Raw genomic sequence first — 20,852 nt, forward strand, 5'->3', positions numbered from 1 at the left:
ATGCCGCGCAGCCCGCTTCCGCCCCGTGAGGGAATCTCGGCGACCCCGTTGCGGGCGCCGGGTGGAAAGGCCACCCACGCCAAGGCCGAGCTGCCGGTTCCCGACACGATCGGGACGTGGCTGCGGGAGGAGTTTCCCGATGCGCCCGTCGATGACTGCCGCAACCTGCTCACCACTGGTGAGATGTGCGACGAGGCGGGGGAGCCGGTCGCCTGGGACGATCCCGTCACCCCCGGCGGCTTCTACTTCTTCCACCGTCCGGTCCCGGTGGAGGAGCCGATCCCGTTCGAACCGGTGATCGTGTGCGAGGACGACGACCTGCTCGTCGTCGACAAACCGCATTTCCTCGCGAGCACCCCGAACGGCCGCTTCGTCCGCGAATGTGTCGTCACCCGGCTGCGCGTCGAGCTCGACCTTCCCGACCTCGTCGCCATCCACCGCCTCGACCGGATCACGGCGGGACTGCTCATCCTGTCGAAGCGCCTGGAGACGCGGGGAACCTACCAGCGGCTGTTCCAGGACCGCCTGGTCAGAAAGACCTATCGGGCACTCGCCCCACTGCCGCCTCCGGGCCTTGAGTTCCCGCGCGAGGTCCGGTCACGGCTGGTCAAACCGCGCGGCGGCCGGCAGGTGCTCGAAGTCGACGGTGAACCGAACGCGCACAGCCGGATTCGCTTCCTGGGACCGTTCGAGACTCCCTCGCCGAGGCGTTCGGGAGGTGACGTGCGCGAGTGCCCAGGTGCGGGCATCAGTTCCACCGACGAGATCGGCGAGTACGAACTCGAACCCGTGACCGGCAAGACGCATCAGCTCAGAGTGCACATGGCGTCCTTGGGTCTGCCGATCCTCGGCGATCCTGTCTATCCGGTGGACTTGAGCCCCGACCCCTATGACTTCAACTCCCCGCTCCAGCTGCTCGCGTCCTCGATCGGCTTCACCGATCCACTCACCCGGCACCCACGCAGGTTCGAGACCACACTGCGCCTGGGGTGAGTGTCTACGCCTCGGGGTCTGCGCGATTCTGCCGCCGGAGACGGTCCCATTCGGCGACGTGCTCGCCGATGATCCGCTCGTAGCCGTTGCCCGTGGGCCGGTAGAGCTTCTCGCGTTCGACGCCCTCGGGGAAGTAGTCCGCGCCGGAGAACCCGCCTGGAGAGTCGGGGTCGTATTCGTAGTCCTTGCCGTAGCCGAGGTCCTTCATCAGCTTGGTCGGGGCGTTGAGGATGTGCTCGGGCGGCATGAGCGACCCCGTGCGCTTCGCGAGCCTCGTCGCGGCGTTGAACCCGCGGTAGACCGCGATCGACTTCGGCGCCGTGGCCAGGTAGACAACTGCCTGAGCGATCGCGAGCTCGCCCTCGGGCGAGCCGAGACGTTCGTAGACGTCCCAGGCCGCCAGCGCCTGGTGGACGGCCTGGGGATCGGCGATCGCGATGTCCTCATTGGCGAACCGCACCAGGCGGCGGGCGATGTAGAGCGGGTCCTCCCCGCCGTCGAGCATGCGAGCCAACCAGTAGAGCGCGGCATCGGGGTCGGAGCCGCGCATCGACTTGTGGAGGGCGGAGATGAGGTTGTAGTGGCCCTCCTGCGACTTGTCATAGACCGGAGCCCGCTGTTGGACCAATTGCGCGAGCCCTGCGACGTCGAGGGTGTCGGTGATGGTTTGGAGCTGCTCGACGAGGTTGAGCAGATAGCGGCCGTCGCCGTCGGCCATCGCGATGAGTGCCTGCCGGGCCTCGGTGGTCAGTGGCAGCGGCGTGCCCGTCGTCTGCTCTGCTCGGTCGATGAGTGCGACGAGGGCGGACTCATCGAGGCGTCTGAGGACGAAGACCTGGCAGCGAGAGAGGAGTGCTGCGTTGAGTTCGAAGCTGGGGTTCTCCGTCGTGGCGCCGACGAGCACGATCGTGCCGTCCTCGACATAGGGCAGGAAGGAATCCTGCTGGGCGCGATTGAAGCGGTGAATCTCGTCGACGAACAGCATGGTTCCCTGCCCGATCTCCCGGCGCTTGCCAGCCGCCTGGAAGACCTTGCGCAGCTCCGCAACCCCGGAGAACGTCGCCGACAGCGGTGCGAACACCAGGTCGGCGCGCTCGGCGAGGAGACGGGCGATCGTCGTTTTCCCACACCCGGGCGGCCCCCACAGCACCATCGAGACGAGACGATGTTCTGCGACCATCCTCCCGATCGGGGCATCGGCGCCGAGGAGGTGGTCCTGACCGACCACCTCCTCAAGGCTCTGCGGCCGCAGTCGGTCGGCCAACGGTCGGCCGACCTCGTCTGGTTCGAACAGTGACGGCGCATTCTCACTCATGGTCACGGCCCCTCTGCCTCGGGGCGGTCCTTGACCGGCAGCTGCTCTGCCGCGAGGTCGTAGGAGCCCCGAACCAGATCCTCGACGACGGCTTTCGTGATTCCCGTTCCCGCCCCGATCGAAATCCAGTGCTCCTTGTCCAGATAATGTCCGCGTGTGATCGCCTCGTGATTTCGGCGCAGCTCATCGCCCTCGTCGGGGTCGATCTTGACGGTGATGATCTCGAGGTCCGGGTCGTCCTCAGTGACGATGAGGAAGACCTTCCCGGAGACCTTCCACACCCGCAGGTGCTCGGTGAACGGGTATCCGGCGCTCGTTCCGGGCAACCCGTCGGCAACCTCCTGAGCCGTCCGTTGAATGTCGCGTCCACTCAATGTCATGGCTGCTCCTTCTCCGATCGTCAGGCTGGGGCTGGGTCTCTTTCTCGCCAGTTTCTCGCCAATCGCGTGCCCTCAGTCTTCAAGGGACAGCGTGACGGCGCAAGGGGCCGGGCTGACCGAGAAATCTGATTCTTTCGAGGCGAGTGTCGATCCGGAGCTCGCCCGGACGACGTATCAGTAGGAAGCATCCCGTGAAGCGTCCAGCACAGGCAACGCTGATCGGTTGCTCCTGGTTGAACCGAACTCACGACAACGACTTGAGGAGTCGCCATGAGCACAGTAGCCGCAGCAATCACCATGTCCCTCGACGGGTTCGTCACCGGACCGAACGTCACCCGCGCCCGGCAGCTCGGCGAAGGAGGTGACGTGCTGCATCGGTGGTTGGAGACACCCGACCCACGCGACCTTGAGGTGCTCAGTGGAATGGGAGAAGGCGCTGGAGCGGTGCTCATGGGCAGGCGCTCCTATGACCTCGCCGAAGGCGACGGAGGCTGGTACGACGCCGGACCGGTCGGACGCACCCCGTGCTTCGTCCTCACCCACTCGGCGCCTCATCCCGACACGGTCCGGGCACCCGATGTCTTCACCTTCGTCACCACCGGCATCCACTCCGCGGTCGAGCAGGCTCGAGCCACGGCAGGGAACAAGGTGGTCGCCGTCCACGGCGCCAGCGCCGCGCAGCAGTGCATTGCGGTCGGGCTCATGGATGAGATCCAGATCCACCTGGCGCCCGTCCTCCTCGGCGACGGGACTCGTCTCTTCGATCACCTGGGTGGTCAGTTCCCGCTGGAGAGGATCGCAGCTGTCGCGACTCCCAACGCCACCCATCTCAGGTTCCGTGTCCTCCGCTGAGGAGGGCTCTCGGCCCGGACCTCACGGAACTCTCACATGGAGGCGGTAACCTATTGATATGCCAGATTCTGCCCACGGTTGTACCTCAGAGGCCATCGTCAGTCGTGTCCGGTCCCGGATCACGACCGGCGAGTACCCTGCCGGCAGCCCGATCCGCGATGGTGCAGTGGCCAAGGAATTCAACGTCTCCCGCAACACGGCCCGCGAATCCCTGAGCCTGCTCCGCCACGCGGGTCTGCTCGTCCAGGAGCCCAACAGAGGATTCTTCGTCCGCACTTTCGGCATCGAGGAGCTCAAGGACCTCTACCGAGCCCGCCGAGTGTTCGAGATCCGCGCCGTGCAGGAATCGCAGGACGCCACCGACGAAGCGATGGACCGGGTCGAGGCAGCCGTCGTCCGCGCCGAGACGGCACCCGCCGATGAGGGCTGGGCCGATGCGGTCGAGCACTCCATGTCCTTCCACCGGGCGATCGTCGGACTGCTGGGCAGTCCGCTGCTCGACGAGTTCTACCTCAACCTCCTCGCTCGGTTGTCGACGACGTTCTCCCGCTCGGCCGAACCGGGCAAGTACCACTCGCATTGGGCCAATCCGCACCGCGACATCCTCGACCGGATCAAGTCGGGGGACCGCCACGGCGCCGAAGGCCTGCTGCGCATCCACCTCGACGACTCCGAGGCCTCGACCCTCGACCTCGCACGCTCCGTCGGCGAGGGCCGCTGAGACGGGAACCACCTCGGCGAGGGTGCCTGCCGCGTGGGCGGCCGCGGATTGCCGCGGGTGCTGACGTTCCCGACGGACCGCTTCGACGAGGGCTGCTGAGACCCGGGTGTGCGTGTAGGCAGACTCACAATGTGCGGTGCTTGAAACTGTGGCTCAGGCATGTTCCGGTTCGATAGCATTGACCCCACCGAACACACCGCGTCGAAAGGCTCTACTCATGGGGATCCCGGAGCAGGAATCACAGGCCGCTAACGATCCGTTCTCCCTCACGGGACTCACGTACGACGATGTCCTTCTCCTGCCCGGTGACACCGATGTCATCCCTTCAGAAGCCTCGACCACCACCCGTCTGACCAAGGAGATCGAGCTCAACATCCCGCTCGTCTCGGCGGCGATGGACACCGTCACCGAGTCGCGGATGGCGATCGCGATCGCGCGGATCGGCGGGCTCGGGATCATCCACCGCAATCTGTCGAAGGAAGATCAGGCCGATCAGGTCGACTACGTCAAGCGCTCCGAATCGGGCATGATCAACGACCCGCTGACGATCACCGCGGACAAGACGCTCGAAGAGCTCGACGAGATCTGCGGACGGTACCGGATCTCCGGGCTGCCCGTCGTCGATGAGAACGATGTCCTCGTCGGCATCGTGACCAATCGCGATCTGCGCTTCGTCACCAGGAGTGAGTACCCGAACCGCACCGTCGCCGACACCATGACCCCGATGCCGCTGGTCACCGCGCCCGTCGGTGTGTCCGCGGACCGGGCCTTCGAGCTGCTGGCCAAGCACAAGGTCGAGAAGCTGCCGCTGGTCGATGACGACAACGTCATCAAGGGTCTGATCACCGTCAAGGACTTCGTCAAGACGGAGGAGTACCCGCTGGCGACCAAGGACGACGAAGGGCGGCTGCGCGTCGGTGCGGCCGTCGGCTTCTACGGCGACGCCTACGAGCGTGCCGGCCTGCTGGCCGAAGCCGGTGTCGACGTGCTCGTCGTCGACACTGCGAACGGACACGCCCGCGGGGTCACCGACACGATCCGCCGCCTGAAATCCGACCCGGCGTTCAAAAACGTCCAGATCATCGGCGGAAACGTCGCCACCAGGGAGGGTGCGCAGGCGCTCATCGACGCCGGAGTCGACGCCGTCAAGGTGGGTGTCGGGCCCGGATCGATCTGCACCACCCGGGTGGTCGCCGGCGTCGGCGTGCCCCAGGTGACCGCCATCCACCTGGCTGCTCAGGCCGCCCGCCCCGCCGGCGTCCCGGTCATCGGTGATGGTGGACTCCAGTACTCCGGTGACATCGCCAAGGCGATGGTCGCCGGCGCCGACACGGTCATGCTCGGCTCCCTGCTCGCCGGCTGCAGCGAGTCGCCCGGCGACCTGATCTTCGTCAACGGCAAGCAGTACAAGGCCTACCGCGGGATGGGATCGCTGGGGGCGATGGCGCCGCGCAAGGGCAAGTCGTACTCGAAGGACCGCTACTTCCAGGCCGACATCGCCACCGACACCGACCTCATTCCGGAAGGCATCGAGGGTCGCGTGGCCTACCGCGGGCACCTCAAGCACGTCGCCCACCAGCTCACCGGCGGGTTGCGCCAGTCGATGTTCTACGTCGGCGCGCGCTCGATCGGCGAGCTCAAGGCCAAGGGCAAGTTCGTCCGGCTGACGACGGCCGGGCTCAAGGAGAGCCACCCGCACGACATCCAGATGACCGTCGAGGCGCCCAACTACACGAGCAAGTAGGGACGAGTCGAACAGGACGTGAGAAGAGGTCCGGTGCAAGTGCACCGGGCCTCTTCTTGTTCTGCGTGCATGCGGGCTTGGGACATGTGACACAGGTATTCGGGCAGGGGACTGAGCAGGGGACTGCGGGGAAGTGACGCAGAACACACCTGCAGACGCTCTTACTTAGGGTAGGTTTCCCTAAAGAAGGATCACCTAAGTTCCTGGTCCGAGGTTCTCGACCAGTCGATGAGAGCGTCGGTCGGGAGCGAAACCCTTGGAGGACGACCGCATGACAGCCACCCCTCAGCCATCTGCCGACACCGGCCCCACTGACAGCAGCAACCGTACCGCCGACCACAATCGGAACTCCGACCACGGCCGGAACGCCGACCACGGCCGGAACACCAGCCAGGTCCGCATTCGCGATGCTCGCACGAACGACGGCATCCGCATCCGGGACCTTGGTGACAGGGCTGACCACGTCCATGACCTCGTGGGGATCGGCATCGGTCCGTTCGGCTTGGGCCTGGCCGCTCTCGCCGATCCGCTGCCTGACGTCGACGCCGTGTTCCTCGACCGACGGGACGGGTTCCGCTGGCACCCGGGAATGATGATCGAGGGATCGACGGTGCAGGTGCCGTTCCTCGCCGACCTCGTGACCATGGCCGATCCCACCTCGCGGCTGTCGTTCCTCCAGTTCCTCAAGGAGAAGGGCCGGCTCTACCCGTTCTACATCAGGGAGTCGTTCTACCCTCTGCGCGCCGAATACGACGAATACTGCCGGTGGGTCGCATCCCAACTGAACACGCTCAGATGGAACCGTGAGGTCACCTCGGTGACCCGTCAGGGATCGATCTTCACGATCGTCGCCGAGGTGCGCGACGACTTCGGGCGCCGCCTCGGCGAGGAAACCTACCGCGCTCGTCACGTCGTCCTCGGCGTCGGGACCGCCCCCGTCATTCCGCCGGCTCTCCAGGGACTTCAGACGCCGGGCGCCGGGCCCGTGATCCACACGGCCGACTACCTCGAGCACCGCGACGAGCTGCTCGACAGCGGCTCCGTGACGATCATCGGCAGCGGGCAGTCGGCGGCGGAGATCTACCGCGACCTCATCGAGGACGCCGTCGGTCGCGACGTCCGGATCGATTGGGTGACGCGCTCGCCTCGATTCTTCCCGATGGAGTACACGAAGCTCACCCTGGAGATGACATCGCCGGAGTACACGGATCACTTCCGCGCGCTGCCCGATCAGCTGCGAGACGCGGTCGGCCGCGACCAGCGGAACCTCTACAAGGGCATCAGCGCCGACCTCATCGACGACATCCACGACACGCTCTACCGGTTGAGCCGCGGCGGGAGGCAGCTGCCGACGAACCTCCTCACCGACGCCGAGCTCCGCACCGCGGCGCACGACGACGGGGATTACGTCCTCCGGTTCCGCAACCAGCTCCTCGGGCGCACCTTCGACCTGCGGAGCCGATCGGTCGTCGCCGCCACCGGCTACCGCTCTCAGGTCCCCGACTTCCTCAACCCTCTCGGCGCCGAGGTGCGCACCGACAGGCACGGGCGGCTCGACGTCAGCCGCGAGTACACGATCAATGCCGCCGCCGACCTCCACGTCCTCAACGGGGAAGAGCACACTCACGGAGTCACCGCTCCTGACCTCGGATTCGGCCCCTGGCGAGCCTCGGTGGTGCTGGCGGCGGTGACCGGCCGCGAGCCCTACCCGATCGAGCGCAGGATCGCCTTCCAGACCTTCGGCGTCCCGCCGGGCGAGGACCCGGAGGACGAGAGCATCGACGAACCGAGCACCGAAGCGCTGACGACCAAGGAGAAGACACTCGCATGAGCCAGACACTCGACACCACATCCATCGATCAGGACACGGCGCTTCCCGGCGTGGACGCACTGTCCGCCGAAGTCCGCATCGACCCGATGGTCCCGGCCCGGGACACGGAGCTGATCCATTCCTGGCTCAGCGATCCACGGTCGCGCTACTGGCAGATGACCGAACTCAGTGACACCGAGATGCGCGACTATCTCGACCAGATCCTCCGTTCACCCGACGACAACGGATGGGTGGGCTCGGTGGATGGGCACCGCTGCTTCTACGTCGAGACCTATGCGCCGTCCACACTCATTCCCGCAGCTGTCATCGACGAACAGCCCGGTGACATCGGAATGCACCTCCTCGTCGCCCCACCCCAGGGAGAGCCGGTGAGCGGTCTCACCGACCGCATCATGGCCGAAGTCATCGCCTTCTGCCTGCGCCCCCACAGCCACGGTGGACGCGGGGGGACCCGAGTGATCGTCGAACCCGACGTCCGGAACGCCGCAATCATCGCGAAGAACGCGGCCGCCGGGTTCCGTCCCGTGAGAGAGGCCGACATCGTCCAGGACGGAGTTCCGAAACGAGCACTGGTCAGCGTGTGCACCTGGGAGGACTTCGACGCCAGCGCCCTGGCGCCGTTGGTGGCAGACCCGGACGTCCCCGCGGCACCGACCGCGGTCGCCGGTGTCTCGACCGCCGCGACCGAGAGCGGGGACCGGGCCGACGCGATCCACTCCCACCTCAACGCCGACACCTTCGCCGTCGTGCAGCGCCACCTGGCGACGAAGGCGCTCGCCGAGTTCACCCACGAACGGCTCATCCAACCCCGGAAGGTGGAGGCGCGGGCAGCCGGAGTTAGGGAGGCGCGGGCAGCCGGAGTTGGGGAGGTCACTGAGAATGTGGAGGCGGCGGTCACCGGGATGGAGTCCTACGAGCTGCGGATCCCGGACTCATCGGTCCGTTACGTCTTCCGGGCGAAGGTGCTGCCGCTCGAGCACTGGGCCATCGACGAGTCCACCGTCCGTCGTTTCCGCGACACCAGCGCCACCACGAACGACAGCGCCATCGCCGACACCAGCGCCACCGCGAACGACAGCGCCACCGCCGACACCAGCGTCGAGGTGCCTCTCGACGTCCAGGAGCTCATCGTCGAACTGCAGCGCGACCTCGGTCTGCCCGACGAACTCCTCTCGACCTACCTCGAGGAGCTTGCCTCGACGCTCGCCGGCGCGGCATTCAAGCTCAGCGAATCCTGGACGGGGCAGCGGCCGACCTCGGCCGGCCTCCTCGACGCGGACTTCCAGACCACCGAGGCGACGATGACCGAGGGACACCCTGGATTCGTCGCGAACAACGGTCGGATCGGGTTCGCCCTGTCCGACTACCGGAAGTGGGCTCCGGAGACCGGGCAGCGCAACCGCCTCGAGTGGGTGGCGGCCAGTCGCGAGCACACCCACCTCTCCTTGGGCGCGGGCCTCGAGGAGTCGGCGCATCTCGAGCGTGCACTGAGCGCTGCCGAACACGACCTCTTCCACTCGCGGATCCGGGCTGCCGGGCGCAACCCCGACGACTTCCATCTGCTGCCGATCCACCCCTGGCAGGCCGACCACCGTCTCGCGATCACGTTCTCCGCCGACATCGCCCGCGGCGACCTGCTCCCGCTCGGCCCCGGACTCGAGGAGCACCAGGCGCAGCAGTCCCTGCGCACATTCTTCAACCACTCACGCGCCGGAGCCCCATACGTGAAAGTGGCGCTCGCCGTGCAGAACATGGGCTTCCTCCGGGGACTCTCGCCCGAGTACATGCGCGCGACCCCGGCGATCAACGACTGGGTCTCGGGACTCGTGGACTCGGATCCCGCGTTCGCCGCCGCAGGCTTCCGGCTCCTGCGCGAACACTCCGCCATCGGCTACACCGGCGACGTCTACCATCGCACGCCGACGTCGAACCCGCACCGGAAGATGATCGCCGCCCTGTGGCGGGAGAACCCGCTGCCGATGATCGAGCGCGGCCAGCGACTGATCACCATGGCGGCGCTGCTCCATCGCGACCACCTCGGCGTGTCCTATGCGAGCGAACTCATCCGTGCCTCCGGACGGGCCCCGCACGACTGGGTGCGCGACTATCTGCGGGCCTATCTCCATCCCCTCATGCACGGACTGCTCGCCCACGACCTCGTCTTCATGCCCCACGGGGAGAACCTCATCCTCGTGCTCGAGGACCATACCGTCACCGGTGCGTTCATGAAGGACATCGGAGAAGAGGTGGCGGTGCTCGGTCACCGTGAGCTGCCCGCCGAGGTGGAGCGGATCCGGTCCCTCGTCTCCGGTGAGGAGAAGGCCCTGTCCGTCTTCACCGACATGTTCGACGGAGTGCTCCGGCACCTGGCCGGCATCCTCGACACCGATGAGGTGATGCCGACGCAGACGTTCTGGCGCCTCGTGGCCGACGTCCTCGACGAGTACGAGGCCGCACATCCCGAATTCGCCCGCGGATTGGCCGGCGACGTCGACCTCCGCGCCGAGACGTTCGCCCACTCCTGCCTCAACCGGCTGCAGCTGCGCAACACCCTCGAGATGGTCGACATCGGGAACCAGGCCGAATCGCTGCTCTACGCCGGCCAGATGCCCAACCCGGTGGCTCGGTGAATCGGCTGGTCAGCTGAATCGAGCCGCGGAACCGAGTCCGCTGGGCGGGCAGAGCTCGCCGCGCCCGCGGCGATCCTGCTACAGTCGAGAGCTATGACATGGGGTGCCATGCACGTGAGTGCAGGCTGAGAAGACACCCATCGAACCTGATCTGGGCAACACTAGCGAAGGGATTGTCATGGTTGACATCGACCTGCATTCTGCGCACCGACAGCTGGGTGCGACCAACCCTCTGATCCAATGCATCACGAACACCGTGGTGCAGCAGTTCAGCGCCAACGTCCTCCTCGCCGTCGGCGCCGCCCCGGCCATGCTCGACCACGAGGCCGATGCCGCGCAGTTCACGCAGATCGCGTCGGGGCTGCTCGTCAACTTCGGCACTGCGACGAGCCACCAGTTCCTCGCCGCCGACGCCGCCATCGAAGCCGCGACCGCTCATTCCACGCCATGGGTCCTCGACCCCGTGAGCATCGGAGCCGCCGACTTCCGGACCACCCGGATCCGCCGTGCGGCACGCTGCCATCCGACCGCGATCCGCGGCAACGCCTCGGAGATCGCAGCCCTGGCCGGCTTCGGCCTCGGCGGGCGGGGAGTCGACTCCACCGACGAGGTGGAGGCCGTCCTTCCCGCCGCCGTCCACCTGGCGGCGACGACCGGAGCGATCGTCGCCGTGTCCGGCCCCGTCGACGCGATCGTCGCCCAGATCGACGGAGTCGACCATGTCGTGCGCATCGAGGGCGGACATGCTCTGATGCCCCTGGTCATCGGCACCGGGTGCTCCCTCGGCGCCGTCACCGCCGCCTACCTGGCGAGCCCGCCGACCACCCCGGGGAGCTCCGCAGATCCCTCCGCCGACCTCGCGACCACCTCGGCGAGCCAGTCCGCGAACCCAGCGATCACCGCGGCGAAGCTGACCGCGGTCGTCGCCGCGCATGCCCACTTCGCGGTCGCAGGTGCGCAGGCGGCCGAGCACGCGCAGGGACCGGGCAGCTACTCAGTCGCGTTCCTCGATGCCCTCCACGCACTGACCGCCGATCAGCTGGCTCAGGCACGCATCGAGATCGGCACGTTCGAAAGCTCAGCAGCATGACCGCCGCGCGCTCACCGCAGGCCCCGCGTCTGGCGGGGATCGACACCCGGCTCTACCTCGTCACCGACACCGGCCAGTGCCGGGAGGCCGGCCGGACCGTGGCCGAGACCGTGCGGGCGGCCGTGGCCGGGGGAGTCGGAATCGTGCAGGTGCGCGACAAGGACATCGACGACGAGGCCTTTCACACCCTCGCCCGCGAGGTCATCGCCGCCGTCGACCTCGCCGTGGCCGGCACCGACCGCCACGTGCCCGTCGTCCTCAACGACCGCGTGGCCGTCGCGCAGCGGATCCTCGCCGACGGCACTCCCGTCCACATCCACGTCGGTCAGACCGACACCCCCGTCGCCGAGGTGCGCGCCGCCATCGGTGATGAGCCGCTCATCGGTCTCTCGGCCGCCACCGGCGCCGAGTTCGCCGCCGCCCGGGAGTCGGGCGCCGTCGACCTCGTGGGGATCGGGCCCGTATTCGACACCACCACGAAGACCGACGCCCCCGGCGGCATCGGACCCGAGCGCCTCGGCGAACTCGCCGCAAACGCGGGACTGCCCGCGGTCGCGATCGGCGGGATCACCGCCGCCAACGCCGGTGAGCTCCGGGGTGCCGGGGCGATCGGGATCTGCGTCGTGTCCGCGATCTGCCGCGCAGCCGACCCCGCGGCTGCCGCCGCCGAGCTGCTCGCCGCCTATGAGGGCGGTGCCCAGTGAGCACCCGCCCGCCCATCGCCCTGTCCATCGCCGGCACCGACCCCAGCGGGGGAGCCGGCATCCACGCCGACCTCAAGACCTTCACCGCTCGCGGAGTGCTCGGCACCACGGCCATCACCGCGCTGGTCGCCCAGAACACGCACGGCGTCTCACGCGTCTACCCGATCGCTGAGGACTTCGTCTCCGACCAGCTCGACAGCGTACTCGGGGACATGCCCGTCGACGCGACGAAGTCCGGGATGCTGGGCACCCGTTCCCTCGTCGAACTGGTCGTCGCCCGCGCCGCCACATCCGACCTCGGGTTCTACACCGTCGACCCGGTGATGGTGGCGACCTCGGGACATCGACTGCTCGACGTCGACGCCGTCGAGGCGGTGCGCACACAGCTGCTCCCAGTGGCCGATCTCATCACTCCGAACCTCCCCGAGGCGGCCCTGCTCCTCGGCGACGATGTGCCTGAGGCCGGCACCCGGCAGCAGATGCTCGACCAGGCCAGGGAACTCGTCGCCCGCGGAACCGGGGCGGTCCTGCTCAAGGGCGGGCACGGCGGCGACGATGAGGTCACCGACATCCTCGTCACCGCCGACGGCTCGCTCACCGAGTACATCCATCCGCGGATATCGACGCCCAACACGCACGGCACCGGGTGCACGCTGTCCGCGGCGATCACCGCCGAGGTGGCCCACCTCAAACACGACCGCACGCTCGCCGAGGTGGACGCCGGGCTTCTGGCCGAAGCCGTGGACAGCGCACTGAGCTACCTGGGACGCGCCCTGACGTCCGCAGCCGGCTGGCAGGTCAGCCTCGACCCCGAGGGCGCCCATGGTCCCGTCGACCACCAGGTCGACATCGTTCGTCGCTGATCGTCCGCCGCAGAGCTTTTCCCACAGCACTTCTCAAGGAGACCCGTCATGATCACGAACTTCGCCGCCGGCCCTCAGTCCACTCAGTTATGGAACCAGGTCCGGCCGATCATCGAGGAGATCGAGAACCTGCCGTTCCTCAGCCAGCTGGCCGACGGCAGCCTCGACCCGGTGGCATTCACCAACTACATCACTCAGGACAGCATCTATCTCACCGGGTATGCCCAGGCGATGTCCTTCCTCGCCGCCCGCGCCGAGGATCGCGACGAATCACGATTCTGGGCCAACTCGGCCGCGGAGGCGATCACGGTGGAGGAGTCGATGCATGAGGAGCTGCTCGCGGACGAGCGTCTGGCTGCGGCTCGCGAGTCCCTCCTCGGCGGGGGAGCGGTCAAGGCGTCGCCGACCACCCTGGGCTATGTCTCCTACCTCGTCGCCACTGCCGCCGCCCGCTCCTATGGAGAGGGCGTGGCTGGAGTGCTTCCGTGCTTCTGGGTGTATGCCCACATGGGCAAGGTGCTCGTCGAGAAGGCCGGGCGGATGAGCGAGGACCACCCGTATCGGACCTGGGTCGAGACCTACGATTCGCCGGAGTTCGACGAGGCGACGCGGCTGGCGGTGGAGATACTCGAACGTGAGCTGGAGACCGCCCCCGCGGCTGAGGCCGCCCGGATGCGGGCCGCGTTCGAACAGGCCTGCGTGTACGAACTGCATTTCTGGGCCTCCGCCCATGCTCTGCAGAACTGGGACGCCACAGTCTTCGCCCCCGCAGTCACGGTCTGAGGCTGAGCCGCGGTCTGAAGCCGGGGCGCGGTCTGAGGCCGCACTCGATCTGGAGTTGAGGGTCGGGGTGCGAGACCTCGCTCAGGCCCGGTTTCCGTCCGGTGTGTCGTCGACGATGTTCGTCAGCGGCCCGATCGCCCCCAGCGCATGCCAGCCTCGGCGCAGCGTCGTCCAGGCGATGACATGATCGACCTCCATGAGCGGGACGCGATCATATCGGGGGCAGGCGAAGCGCCCGATCACGAACACAATGGTCGTGAAGAACACGCCGATGAAGAAAAGCACGAGCAGATCCATGACATCCCCCTCACACTCCGTCGAATGCGTACACCCATCTTCTCTCCAAAGCGTGCAGAAAGATAGAGCCGTAATCAGCTCGGAACGGGCTGATCGCGCAGACGCTCGTCATCCAGCGGCGGCACCACCATCACCGGGCCCTCCGCCTGATGGAGCAGCGAGCGCGACGTCGACCCGAGCAGGACGCTCTTGAGCGCACCCCGACCCCGGGAGCCGACGACGGTGAGCTGAGAGGTGCGGGTGGCATCGCGCAAAACCTCCACCGGGTCGCCGATCTTGACCGAGCCGTCGACGTCGAGCGTGCGGAAGTGGCCCTCGACCCAATTGATCTCGGCGCGGAGGGATTCGTCGAGCTGACCTCGCCGCCTGTCCGTCAGATCCTTGTAGTCGATGATGAGTTCGGGGTACCAGACGAGTGGATCGTCCAAGGGCGGAAGGGCCATGAGGAGGTGGAGCGAGGTCTCGGCCTCGACGGCGGCCAGAGCCGCCTGGAGCACCGCCGTCCGACTCCGCGGCGAGCCGTCGATGCCAGCGACGACAGGGGCATCGGAGTGCGTGAGCGCGAACCGGTCCGTGGACCGCTCGGCGGATTCCGCGATGCCGGTGTGGATGTTCTCGCGCTTGTGGTCGAGGACGATCGTCGGGCACTTCGCATGCGCGGGCAGAGCCGAGGCGACGGACCCGAGCACGCGCCCGAGGAAACCACCGCGGCCGCGAGCGCCGACGACGGCCACCTGAGCATGTTCGGTGAGACCGACGAGGGCACCGACCGAGTCGCCCTCGACGCGGCGGAAGTCGACCTCACCGGGGTAGCCCTCGAGCAGCGCACGGGCGCGGTCGAGCACGATCTCCGCCTCTTTCCTGCGGACTTCGTCCTCGGGCTCATGGGGCATGGCGGCCAGGTTCGCATAGATCATCACCGGCACCTTGTAGGCCGTGGCGACGGTCAGCCGGATCCCGCGGCGAAGGGCGATGCCGGCGGCGTAGTCGAGCGCCAGAGATGCGTTGTCCGACCCATCGAAGCCGACGAGCACCCCTGCGTCGCGGAGATTCGCGTGAAAGGGAACGCCGTCGATGGCGGACGGTACTTCGTTGCTCATGACTGCCCTCTTCCCGGGGGCTGGGTGACGGCTCGACGGGACTGGAGCCCCCGACAGCGAAAGCCACCCCCGTCACTGTCGATTCTACGCGGGAAGTCGGAACCTGCCGAGGGATTCTGCTGGTCAGGTGTAGGCGAGGGCGAGTCGGCTGGCCGCTTCGATCACTGCGCCCGCGGCGGCACGTCCCTGCGCGGCGGTGATGGACGAGGGGAAGGTGAAGCGGACGCTCGTCTTGGCCACCTCGGCGTCGACTCCCAAGGCCGTGAGCACATGGGAGGGTTCGTCGGAGCCGGCGGCGCACGCCGACCCGCTCGAGGCGATCACGCCGAGGCGCTCGAGTTCGAGCAGCATCGCCTCCCCGCTGGTGCGGGAGAAGCAGAACGACGCATGGTTCGGGGTCCTGGAGTCCGGGCTGCCGGTGAGGAAGACGCCGGAGATCGAGGCGAGCACCTCGGCGATGAAGTCGTCCCGGATCGCCGACACCCGGTCGGCGGCCTCGAGGCGTTCCGCCTCAGCGAGTTCGAGCGCGGTCGCGAACGCCACCGCCAGCGCCACGTTCTCCGTCCCCGAGCGGCGCCCCGATTCCTGACCGCCGCCGTGGATGAGGGGTTCGAGCGGGATCCGTGAGCGGATCGCCGCCGCCCCGATTCCCTTCGGCGCCCCCACCTTGTGTCCGGCGAGGCTGAGCGCATCGGCCCCGAGCCCCGACAGCGGCAGCCATCCCGCGGCCTGCACGGCATCGGTGTGGAACCGGGCACCGGCGCTGTGGGCGACGGCGGCCAGGGCGGGCACGTCGGCGATCGTACCGATCTCGTTGTTCGCATACCCCAGGCTGACCACGGCGGTGTCGTTGCGCAGGGCCCGGCTCAGGGCCGCGGGAGTGACCGTGCCTGAGGAGTCGACGGCCACCTCGGTGACGGTGAACCCGTGCCTGCGGCGCAGGAAGTCCGCCGAGGCGAGCACCGCCTCATGGTCGAGAGGTGAGATGACGAGATGCCGCCGGGGCGCGCCGACCACTCCATCGCCACCGGAGGTTGCGGTGGGGTCCTCGGGCACGGCGCCCAGGGCCATCCCGATGATCCCGAGGTTGTTCGCCTCGGTGCCGCCGCTGGTGAAGACGATGTCGGTGCTGCGCATCCCGAGCACCCGGGCGACGCTGCGGCGCGCCGCGAGCAGCGCCTCGGCCGACGCCCTGCCGACTTCGTGGTGGCTCGAGGGATTGCCGAAGCTGCCGGTGAGGTATGGCCATGCGGCCTCCAGGGCTTCGCGGCGGACCGGGGCGGCCGCGGCGGTGTCGAGGTAGAGGGGAGCCGTCGGAAGCCCGGCGTCGCCGCGGGTGGGGGAGGCGTCACTGCGGGTGGGGGAGGCGTCGAGCGTCATGTCAGTTCACTTCCAGGTCGAGGTCGAGCCCGAGGTCGATCGCGCGGACGCTGTGGGTCAGTGCTCCCGAGGAGATGACGTCGACTCCCGTCGCGGCGATGTCGGCCACCGTCTCGAGGCTGACGTTGCCGCTGGCCTCGACGACGGCGCGGTGGTCGATGAGTTCGACACCGGAGCGCAGGTCCGCGAGGGAGAAGTTGTCGAGCATGATGATGTCCGCCCCGCCGTCGATGACCGCGGGGATCTGCGCGAGGCGGTCGACTTCGACCTCGATCATCGTGGTGTGGCCGACGACGGCCCGGGCGACGCGCAGGGCGGCGGTGACGTCGGCGCCGCGACCGGCGAGGACGGCGAGGTGGTTGTCCTTGACCATGATCGCGTCGGAGAGGCCGAACCGGTGATTGTGCCCGCCGCCGCAGCGCACGGCGTACTTCTCGAAGGCCCGCAGGCCGGGGGTGGTCTTGCGGGTGTCGGCGATGCGCACCGGGTCGTCGTCCGTGCGAGAGGCATTCGCCGCAGTGACGAACGCGTGGGTGAGTGTGGCGATCCCGCTCATCCGTTGGCAGAAGTTGAGCCCGATCCTCTCGGCCCGGAGCACGGCCCGTGCAGGTCCGGTCACGGTCGCCAGCGTGTCCCCGGCGGAGAAGTCGCTGCCGTCGGCGGCGTGCACCTCGACGTCGACGCCGGAGTCCGTGAGGGTGAAGGCGCGGGCGAAGACGTCGATCCCGGCGAGCACCCCGTCCTCACGAGGTCGGAGCGCTGCTCGGGCGCTCGCCTCGGCGGGAATGAAAGTCTGCCCCGTGATGTCGCCCCAGGGCGCGTCCTCGTCGAGAGCCCGGTGCAGAGCGGCGTCGATCGTGGGGGGAGTCAGCATGAGAGGGCCTCCTGAAGTGGGGGAGTGGGAAGCGGGAAGTCGACGCGGACGTGCGCCCCGCGACTCTCCTCCCGGTCCAAGGCGTGAGCGGCGATGGTCTCGGCGATGAGAGCGAGATTGGCCGTCTCGACGTCGGACCGAGGATCGGCAGGTCGACGATCGTCGAGTCGACGAGGGGCCGGTTGAGGATCGGCACGTCGACGACCGTCGAGTCGACGATCGGTGATATCGCCGAGGTGGTCGAGCACCGCGCGCAGGCCACGCTCGTCCCGTTCGACGCCGAGGTGGGTCCATGCGAGCTCCTGGAGCTGGGACCGCGCCCACGGGAGCGGGCGAGTGCTGGAGCCGACCAGACCAGAACCCGAGACCGGATCGCCGGCAGCGCTCGGATTCGGGGCCGGGATCGAAGCGGTGGACTGCCTGTCCGGGGTCCGTGCGGTGGACCGACGGTGGGCGCGCTCGGCGGGTTCCCGGAGGTCGGCGTCGACGGCGCTCGCCGCTCTGGCCCCGAACACGGCGCCCTCGAGCAGGGAGTTCGACGCCAGACGATTCGCGCCATGGACCCCGGTGCATGCGACCTCGCCGACCGCGTAGAGACCGTTGAGGCTGGTCCGGCCCTCGAGGTCGGTGGCGACGCCGCCCATGAAGTAGTGGGCGGCGGGGGTGACCGGGATCAGGTCCTGGGCCGGGTCGACTCCGTGTGCGGCCAGCCCTGCGGTGATGCTCGGGAAGCGCCGGGCCACCTCGGGGACCGCGCGGGCGTCGAGGAAGCAGGGAGCCCCGCCCTGGCCTGCCATCGTGCGGTGGATCGCAAGCGCCACCACGTCACGGGGTGCGAGTTCGGCGCGGGGATCGATGCGCGGCATGAACCTGGTGCCGTGGGCGTCGAGGAGGACGGCTCCCGCACCGCGCACCGCCTCCGAGATGAGGAGTCCGGTTCCCGCCAGGGCGGTGGGATGGAACTGGTAGAACTCCATGTTCCGCACGGCGGCTCCGGCCCGGATCGCCGCGGCCAGTCCGTCGCCCGTGGCCTCGGGAGGGTTCGTCGTATGGACGTAGAGGCGCCCCGCCCCGCCGGTGGCGAGGACGACGGCGTCGGCGAGCAGGGTCTCGACCGTCCCGCCGCCCAGCAGCGTCACTCCGGTGCTCTGCCCGTCGGTGGTGAGCACGTCGACGAGCATCGTGTCCTCGCGCAGCACCACGGTGCCGGCCACCACCTCGGCGCGCAGAGCCAGGGTCAGGGCGTCGATGATCGCCCGACCCGTCGCGTCGCCGCCGGAATGGTAGATCCGCGGCACCGAGTGCGCGCCCTCGAGTCCCCGCGCCCAGTCCCGCCAGATCTCGCCGCCGAGGTGGTCGCCGGGACGACCGGCTGCGGGGCCGCCGAGGTGATCGCCGGCCCCCGAACGTGCAGGCGCGCAGTCGAAGCGGACTCCGGCGGCGGCGAGCTCGAGGATCCGCCCGGGACCCTCCGCGCACAGGACGCGCACCGCTGCCTCGTCGCAGAGACCGGCCCCGGCGGTCAGCGTGTCCCTCACGTGGGAGGCGATGCTGTCGTCGGGGAAGAGCACCCCGGCGATCCCGCCCTGGGCCAGGGCCGTGTTCGACTCGCCGAGGCGCCCTTTCGTCACCACGGTGACATCGTGGCGGCCGACCAGGCGTAGGGCGGTGGTGAGTCCGGCGATCCCGGAGCCGACGATGACGACGTGGGCCATGTCGGGCTCAGATGCGCGGCTTCGCGGCGAGCATTCGCTCGAGCGAGACCCGGGCGGGTTCGGCGACCGCGGGGTCGACGGTGATCCGGTTGACCACTGTGCCGGCGAGCAGGGATTCGAGGACCCAGGCGATGTAGCCGGGGTGGATCCGATACATCGTCGAGCACGGGCAGACGACCGGGTCGAGGCAGAAGATCGTGTGCTGCGGGTGTTCGGCGGCCAGCCGCTGGACCAGGTTGATCTCGGTGCCGATCGCGAAGGTCGTCGGCTCCTCCGCCTCGGCGATGGCCTTCGTGATGTACGCCGTCGAGCCGGATTCGTCGGCGGCGGCCACCGTCTCCTGCGGGCATTCGGGGTGGACGATGACGCGCACACCCGGATGCGTGACGCGCGCCTTCTCGATCTGGGTGGGGGTGAAGCGCTTGTGGACCGAGCAGAAGCCCTGCCACAGGATGACCTTCGACTCGCGCAGGGTCTGCTCGTCGTTGTTGCCCAGCGGTTTGGCGGGGTTCCACAGCGGCATCGCCGCGAGGTCGATTCCCATATTCAGGGCGGTGTTGCGCCCGAGGTGCTGATCGGGGAAGAACAGCACCCGCCGTCCGCGTTCGAACGCCCACTCGAGGACCACCTCGGCGTTGGACGAGGTGCACACGATGCCGCCGTTGCGGCCGCAGAAGCCCTTGATCGCCGCGGAGGAATTCATGTAGGTGACCGGGACGACGGGCACCTTGCCCTCGGCGTCGGGTGCGGTGCCGAAGACCTCGGCCAGCTGCTCCCAGCAGTCCTCGACCTGGTCGATGTCGGCCATATCGGCCATCGAGCAGCCGGCGGCGAGGTTGGGCAGGATGACGGCCTGATCGGGGGCCGAGAGCAGGTCGGCCGTCTCTGCCATGAAGTGGACGCCGCAGAAGACGATGGCCTCGGCCTCGGGGTGGTTCTGCGCGGCCCGAGCGAGCATGAACGAGTCGCCGATGTAGTCGGCGTGTTCGACGACCTCGACCCGCTGGTAGTGGTGACCGAGCAGCACGACCCGATCGCCGAGCTCAGCCTTCGCCCGCACGATCCGCTCCCGCAGCTCGGCGGCCGAGGCGTCCCTGTACTCCCGGGGGATCTCACCCTGGCGTGGGGCGGTGGCCGGGATCGGATCGGCGGTCGAGGCTCCCGGGCCGTAGCCCGGTGCCGCGTCGATGTCCCAGGGCGCTTCGATGAGGTCGGTGGAGCACATCGAACCAGCCGACTGGCCGGCGGAGATGTCCTTGAGCGTGAGCTCGATCGAAGCAGTGGTGGTCATCATCGTCCTCAGGATAGGGTTTATTTGCGCAGTTTTGAGCTTAATCCTCTGCGACGGCAAAGTGCAACTGCGGCGGACGATGGCATCCGCGAGGCCGCTCGAGCCGAACATGTCTTAGGGTGGATGCAGAATCGCCCGGACGACGACGACCGGTTCCACCGACCCGTTACATTCATTGTCAAGCAGCAGCCGGGGTCTTCGCCTCGTAGAAGACCCCGTGCTTGACCATCGCGAACATGACATTGAGCCGACGCCTGGCCAGACACATCACAGCAGCATTATGACGCTT

General features: G+C 68.2%; 18 protein-coding genes and 1 riboswitch. Of the genes, 10 read left to right on the top strand and 8 right to left on the bottom strand.

The features are described 5' to 3' along the window. Complete coding sequence (locus RIT73_RS08125; RefSeq protein WP_309131570.1) at positions 1–993, top strand: pseudouridine synthase; 993 nt, start codon at positions 1–3, stop codon at positions 991–993. A gap of 4 nt (positions 994–997) precedes the next feature. On the opposite strand, the gene RIT73_RS08130 is transcribed toward RIT73_RS08125, so the two are convergent. Beyond that, positions 998–2,308, bottom strand: a complete 1,311-nt coding sequence (locus RIT73_RS08130) for a replication-associated recombination protein A (RefSeq protein ID WP_309131571.1) — start codon at positions 2,306–2,308, stop codon at positions 998–1,000. Between the two features lie 2 nt (positions 2,309–2,310). Further along, positions 2,311–2,688, bottom strand: a complete 378-nt coding sequence (locus tag RIT73_RS08135) for an MmcQ/YjbR family DNA-binding protein (RefSeq protein WP_309131572.1) — start codon at positions 2,686–2,688, stop codon at positions 2,311–2,313. A gap of 270 nt (positions 2,689–2,958) precedes the next feature. Here RIT73_RS08135 and RIT73_RS08140 point away from each other — a divergent pair, with 270 nt between their 5' ends. From RIT73_RS08140 to RIT73_RS08180, 9 genes are all read left to right on the top strand, one after another. Next, entirely contained in the window at positions 2,959–3,540 is a 582-nt protein-coding gene (locus RIT73_RS08140; protein WP_309131573.1) for a dihydrofolate reductase family protein, read from the top strand. Positions 3,541–3,598: 58 nt separating this feature from the next. Then, positions 3,599–4,261, top strand: coding sequence for a GntR family transcriptional regulator (locus RIT73_RS08145; RefSeq protein WP_309131574.1), 663 nt, complete (start codon positions 3,599–3,601; stop codon positions 4,259–4,261). Between the two features lie 217 nt (positions 4,262–4,478). Beyond that, positions 4,479–6,005 (top strand): IMP dehydrogenase, encoded by a 1,527-nt coding sequence (gene guaB, locus RIT73_RS08150; protein WP_309131575.1) that lies wholly within the window; start codon positions 4,479–4,481, stop codon positions 6,003–6,005. Between the two features lie 271 nt (positions 6,006–6,276). Further along, positions 6,277–7,836, top strand: coding sequence for a SidA/IucD/PvdA family monooxygenase (locus RIT73_RS08155; protein WP_309131576.1), 1,560 nt, complete (start codon positions 6,277–6,279; stop codon positions 7,834–7,836). Then, a complete protein-coding gene (locus RIT73_RS08160) occupies positions 7,833–10,466 on the top strand; it encodes a GNAT family N-acetyltransferase (RefSeq protein WP_309131577.1) in 2,634 nt (877 codons plus the stop codon). Before RIT73_RS08155 ends, RIT73_RS08160 begins: the two co-directional genes overlap by 4 nt. 89 nt (positions 10,467–10,555) lie before the next feature. After that, a riboswitch (TPP riboswitch) is annotated at positions 10,556–10,657 on the top strand. Further along, on the top strand, positions 10,645–11,556 hold the full coding sequence (locus RIT73_RS08165) for a hydroxyethylthiazole kinase (protein WP_309131578.1): 912 nt from the start codon (positions 10,645–10,647) through the stop codon (positions 11,554–11,556). It overlaps the preceding riboswitch by 13 nt. Then, entirely contained in the window at positions 11,553–12,260 is a 708-nt protein-coding gene (thiE, locus tag RIT73_RS08170; RefSeq protein ID WP_309131579.1) for a thiamine phosphate synthase, read from the top strand. Before RIT73_RS08165 ends, thiE begins: the two co-directional genes overlap by 4 nt. Then, complete coding sequence (gene thiD, locus RIT73_RS08175) at positions 12,257–13,123, top strand: bifunctional hydroxymethylpyrimidine kinase/phosphomethylpyrimidine kinase (RefSeq protein ID WP_309131580.1); 867 nt, start codon at positions 12,257–12,259, stop codon at positions 13,121–13,123. The genes thiE and thiD overlap by 4 nt, the downstream gene beginning before the upstream one ends. A gap of 48 nt (positions 13,124–13,171) precedes the next feature. Continuing rightward, on the top strand, positions 13,172–13,906 hold the full coding sequence (locus RIT73_RS08180) for a TenA family protein (RefSeq protein ID WP_309131581.1): 735 nt from the start codon (positions 13,172–13,174) through the stop codon (positions 13,904–13,906). 81 nt (positions 13,907–13,987) lie between these two features. Here the strand turns inward: RIT73_RS08180 and RIT73_RS08185 are convergent, their stop codons facing one another. The 6 genes from RIT73_RS08185 to nadA form a co-directional block, all read right to left on the bottom strand. After that, positions 13,988–14,203, bottom strand: coding sequence for a hypothetical protein (locus RIT73_RS08185; RefSeq protein WP_309131582.1), 216 nt, complete (start codon positions 14,201–14,203; stop codon positions 13,988–13,990). Positions 14,204–14,277: 74 nt separating this feature from the next. Continuing rightward, positions 14,278–15,303, bottom strand: a complete 1,026-nt coding sequence (locus RIT73_RS08190; protein WP_309131583.1) for a universal stress protein — start codon at positions 15,301–15,303, stop codon at positions 14,278–14,280. Positions 15,304–15,426: 123 nt separating this feature from the next. Beyond that, positions 15,427–16,683 (bottom strand): cysteine desulfurase family protein, encoded by a 1,257-nt coding sequence (locus RIT73_RS08195; protein ID WP_309131584.1) that lies wholly within the window; start codon positions 16,681–16,683, stop codon positions 15,427–15,429. Position 16,684: 1 nt separating this feature from the next. Then, positions 16,685–17,557 (bottom strand): carboxylating nicotinate-nucleotide diphosphorylase, encoded by an 873-nt coding sequence (gene nadC, locus RIT73_RS08200; protein ID WP_309131585.1) that lies wholly within the window; start codon positions 17,555–17,557, stop codon positions 16,685–16,687. Beyond that, positions 17,551–19,272 carry an L-aspartate oxidase gene (gene nadB / locus RIT73_RS08205; RefSeq protein ID WP_309131586.1) on the bottom strand — a complete coding sequence of 574 codons (1,722 nt, stop codon included), beginning with the start codon at positions 19,270–19,272 and terminating at the stop codon, positions 17,551–17,553. The genes nadC and nadB overlap by 7 nt, the downstream gene beginning before the upstream one ends. Positions 19,273–19,279: 7 nt before the next feature. Beyond that, positions 19,280–20,563: a quinolinate synthase NadA gene (gene nadA / locus RIT73_RS08210; protein WP_309131590.1), complete on the bottom strand. Its 1,284-nt coding sequence runs from the start codon at positions 20,561–20,563 to the stop codon at positions 19,280–19,282. Positions 20,564–20,852 lie beyond the last annotated feature (289 nt).

The organism is Brevibacterium sp. (assembly GCF_031179145.1).
Taxonomy (GTDB): Bacteria; Actinomycetota; Actinomycetes; order Actinomycetales; family Brevibacteriaceae; genus Brevibacterium.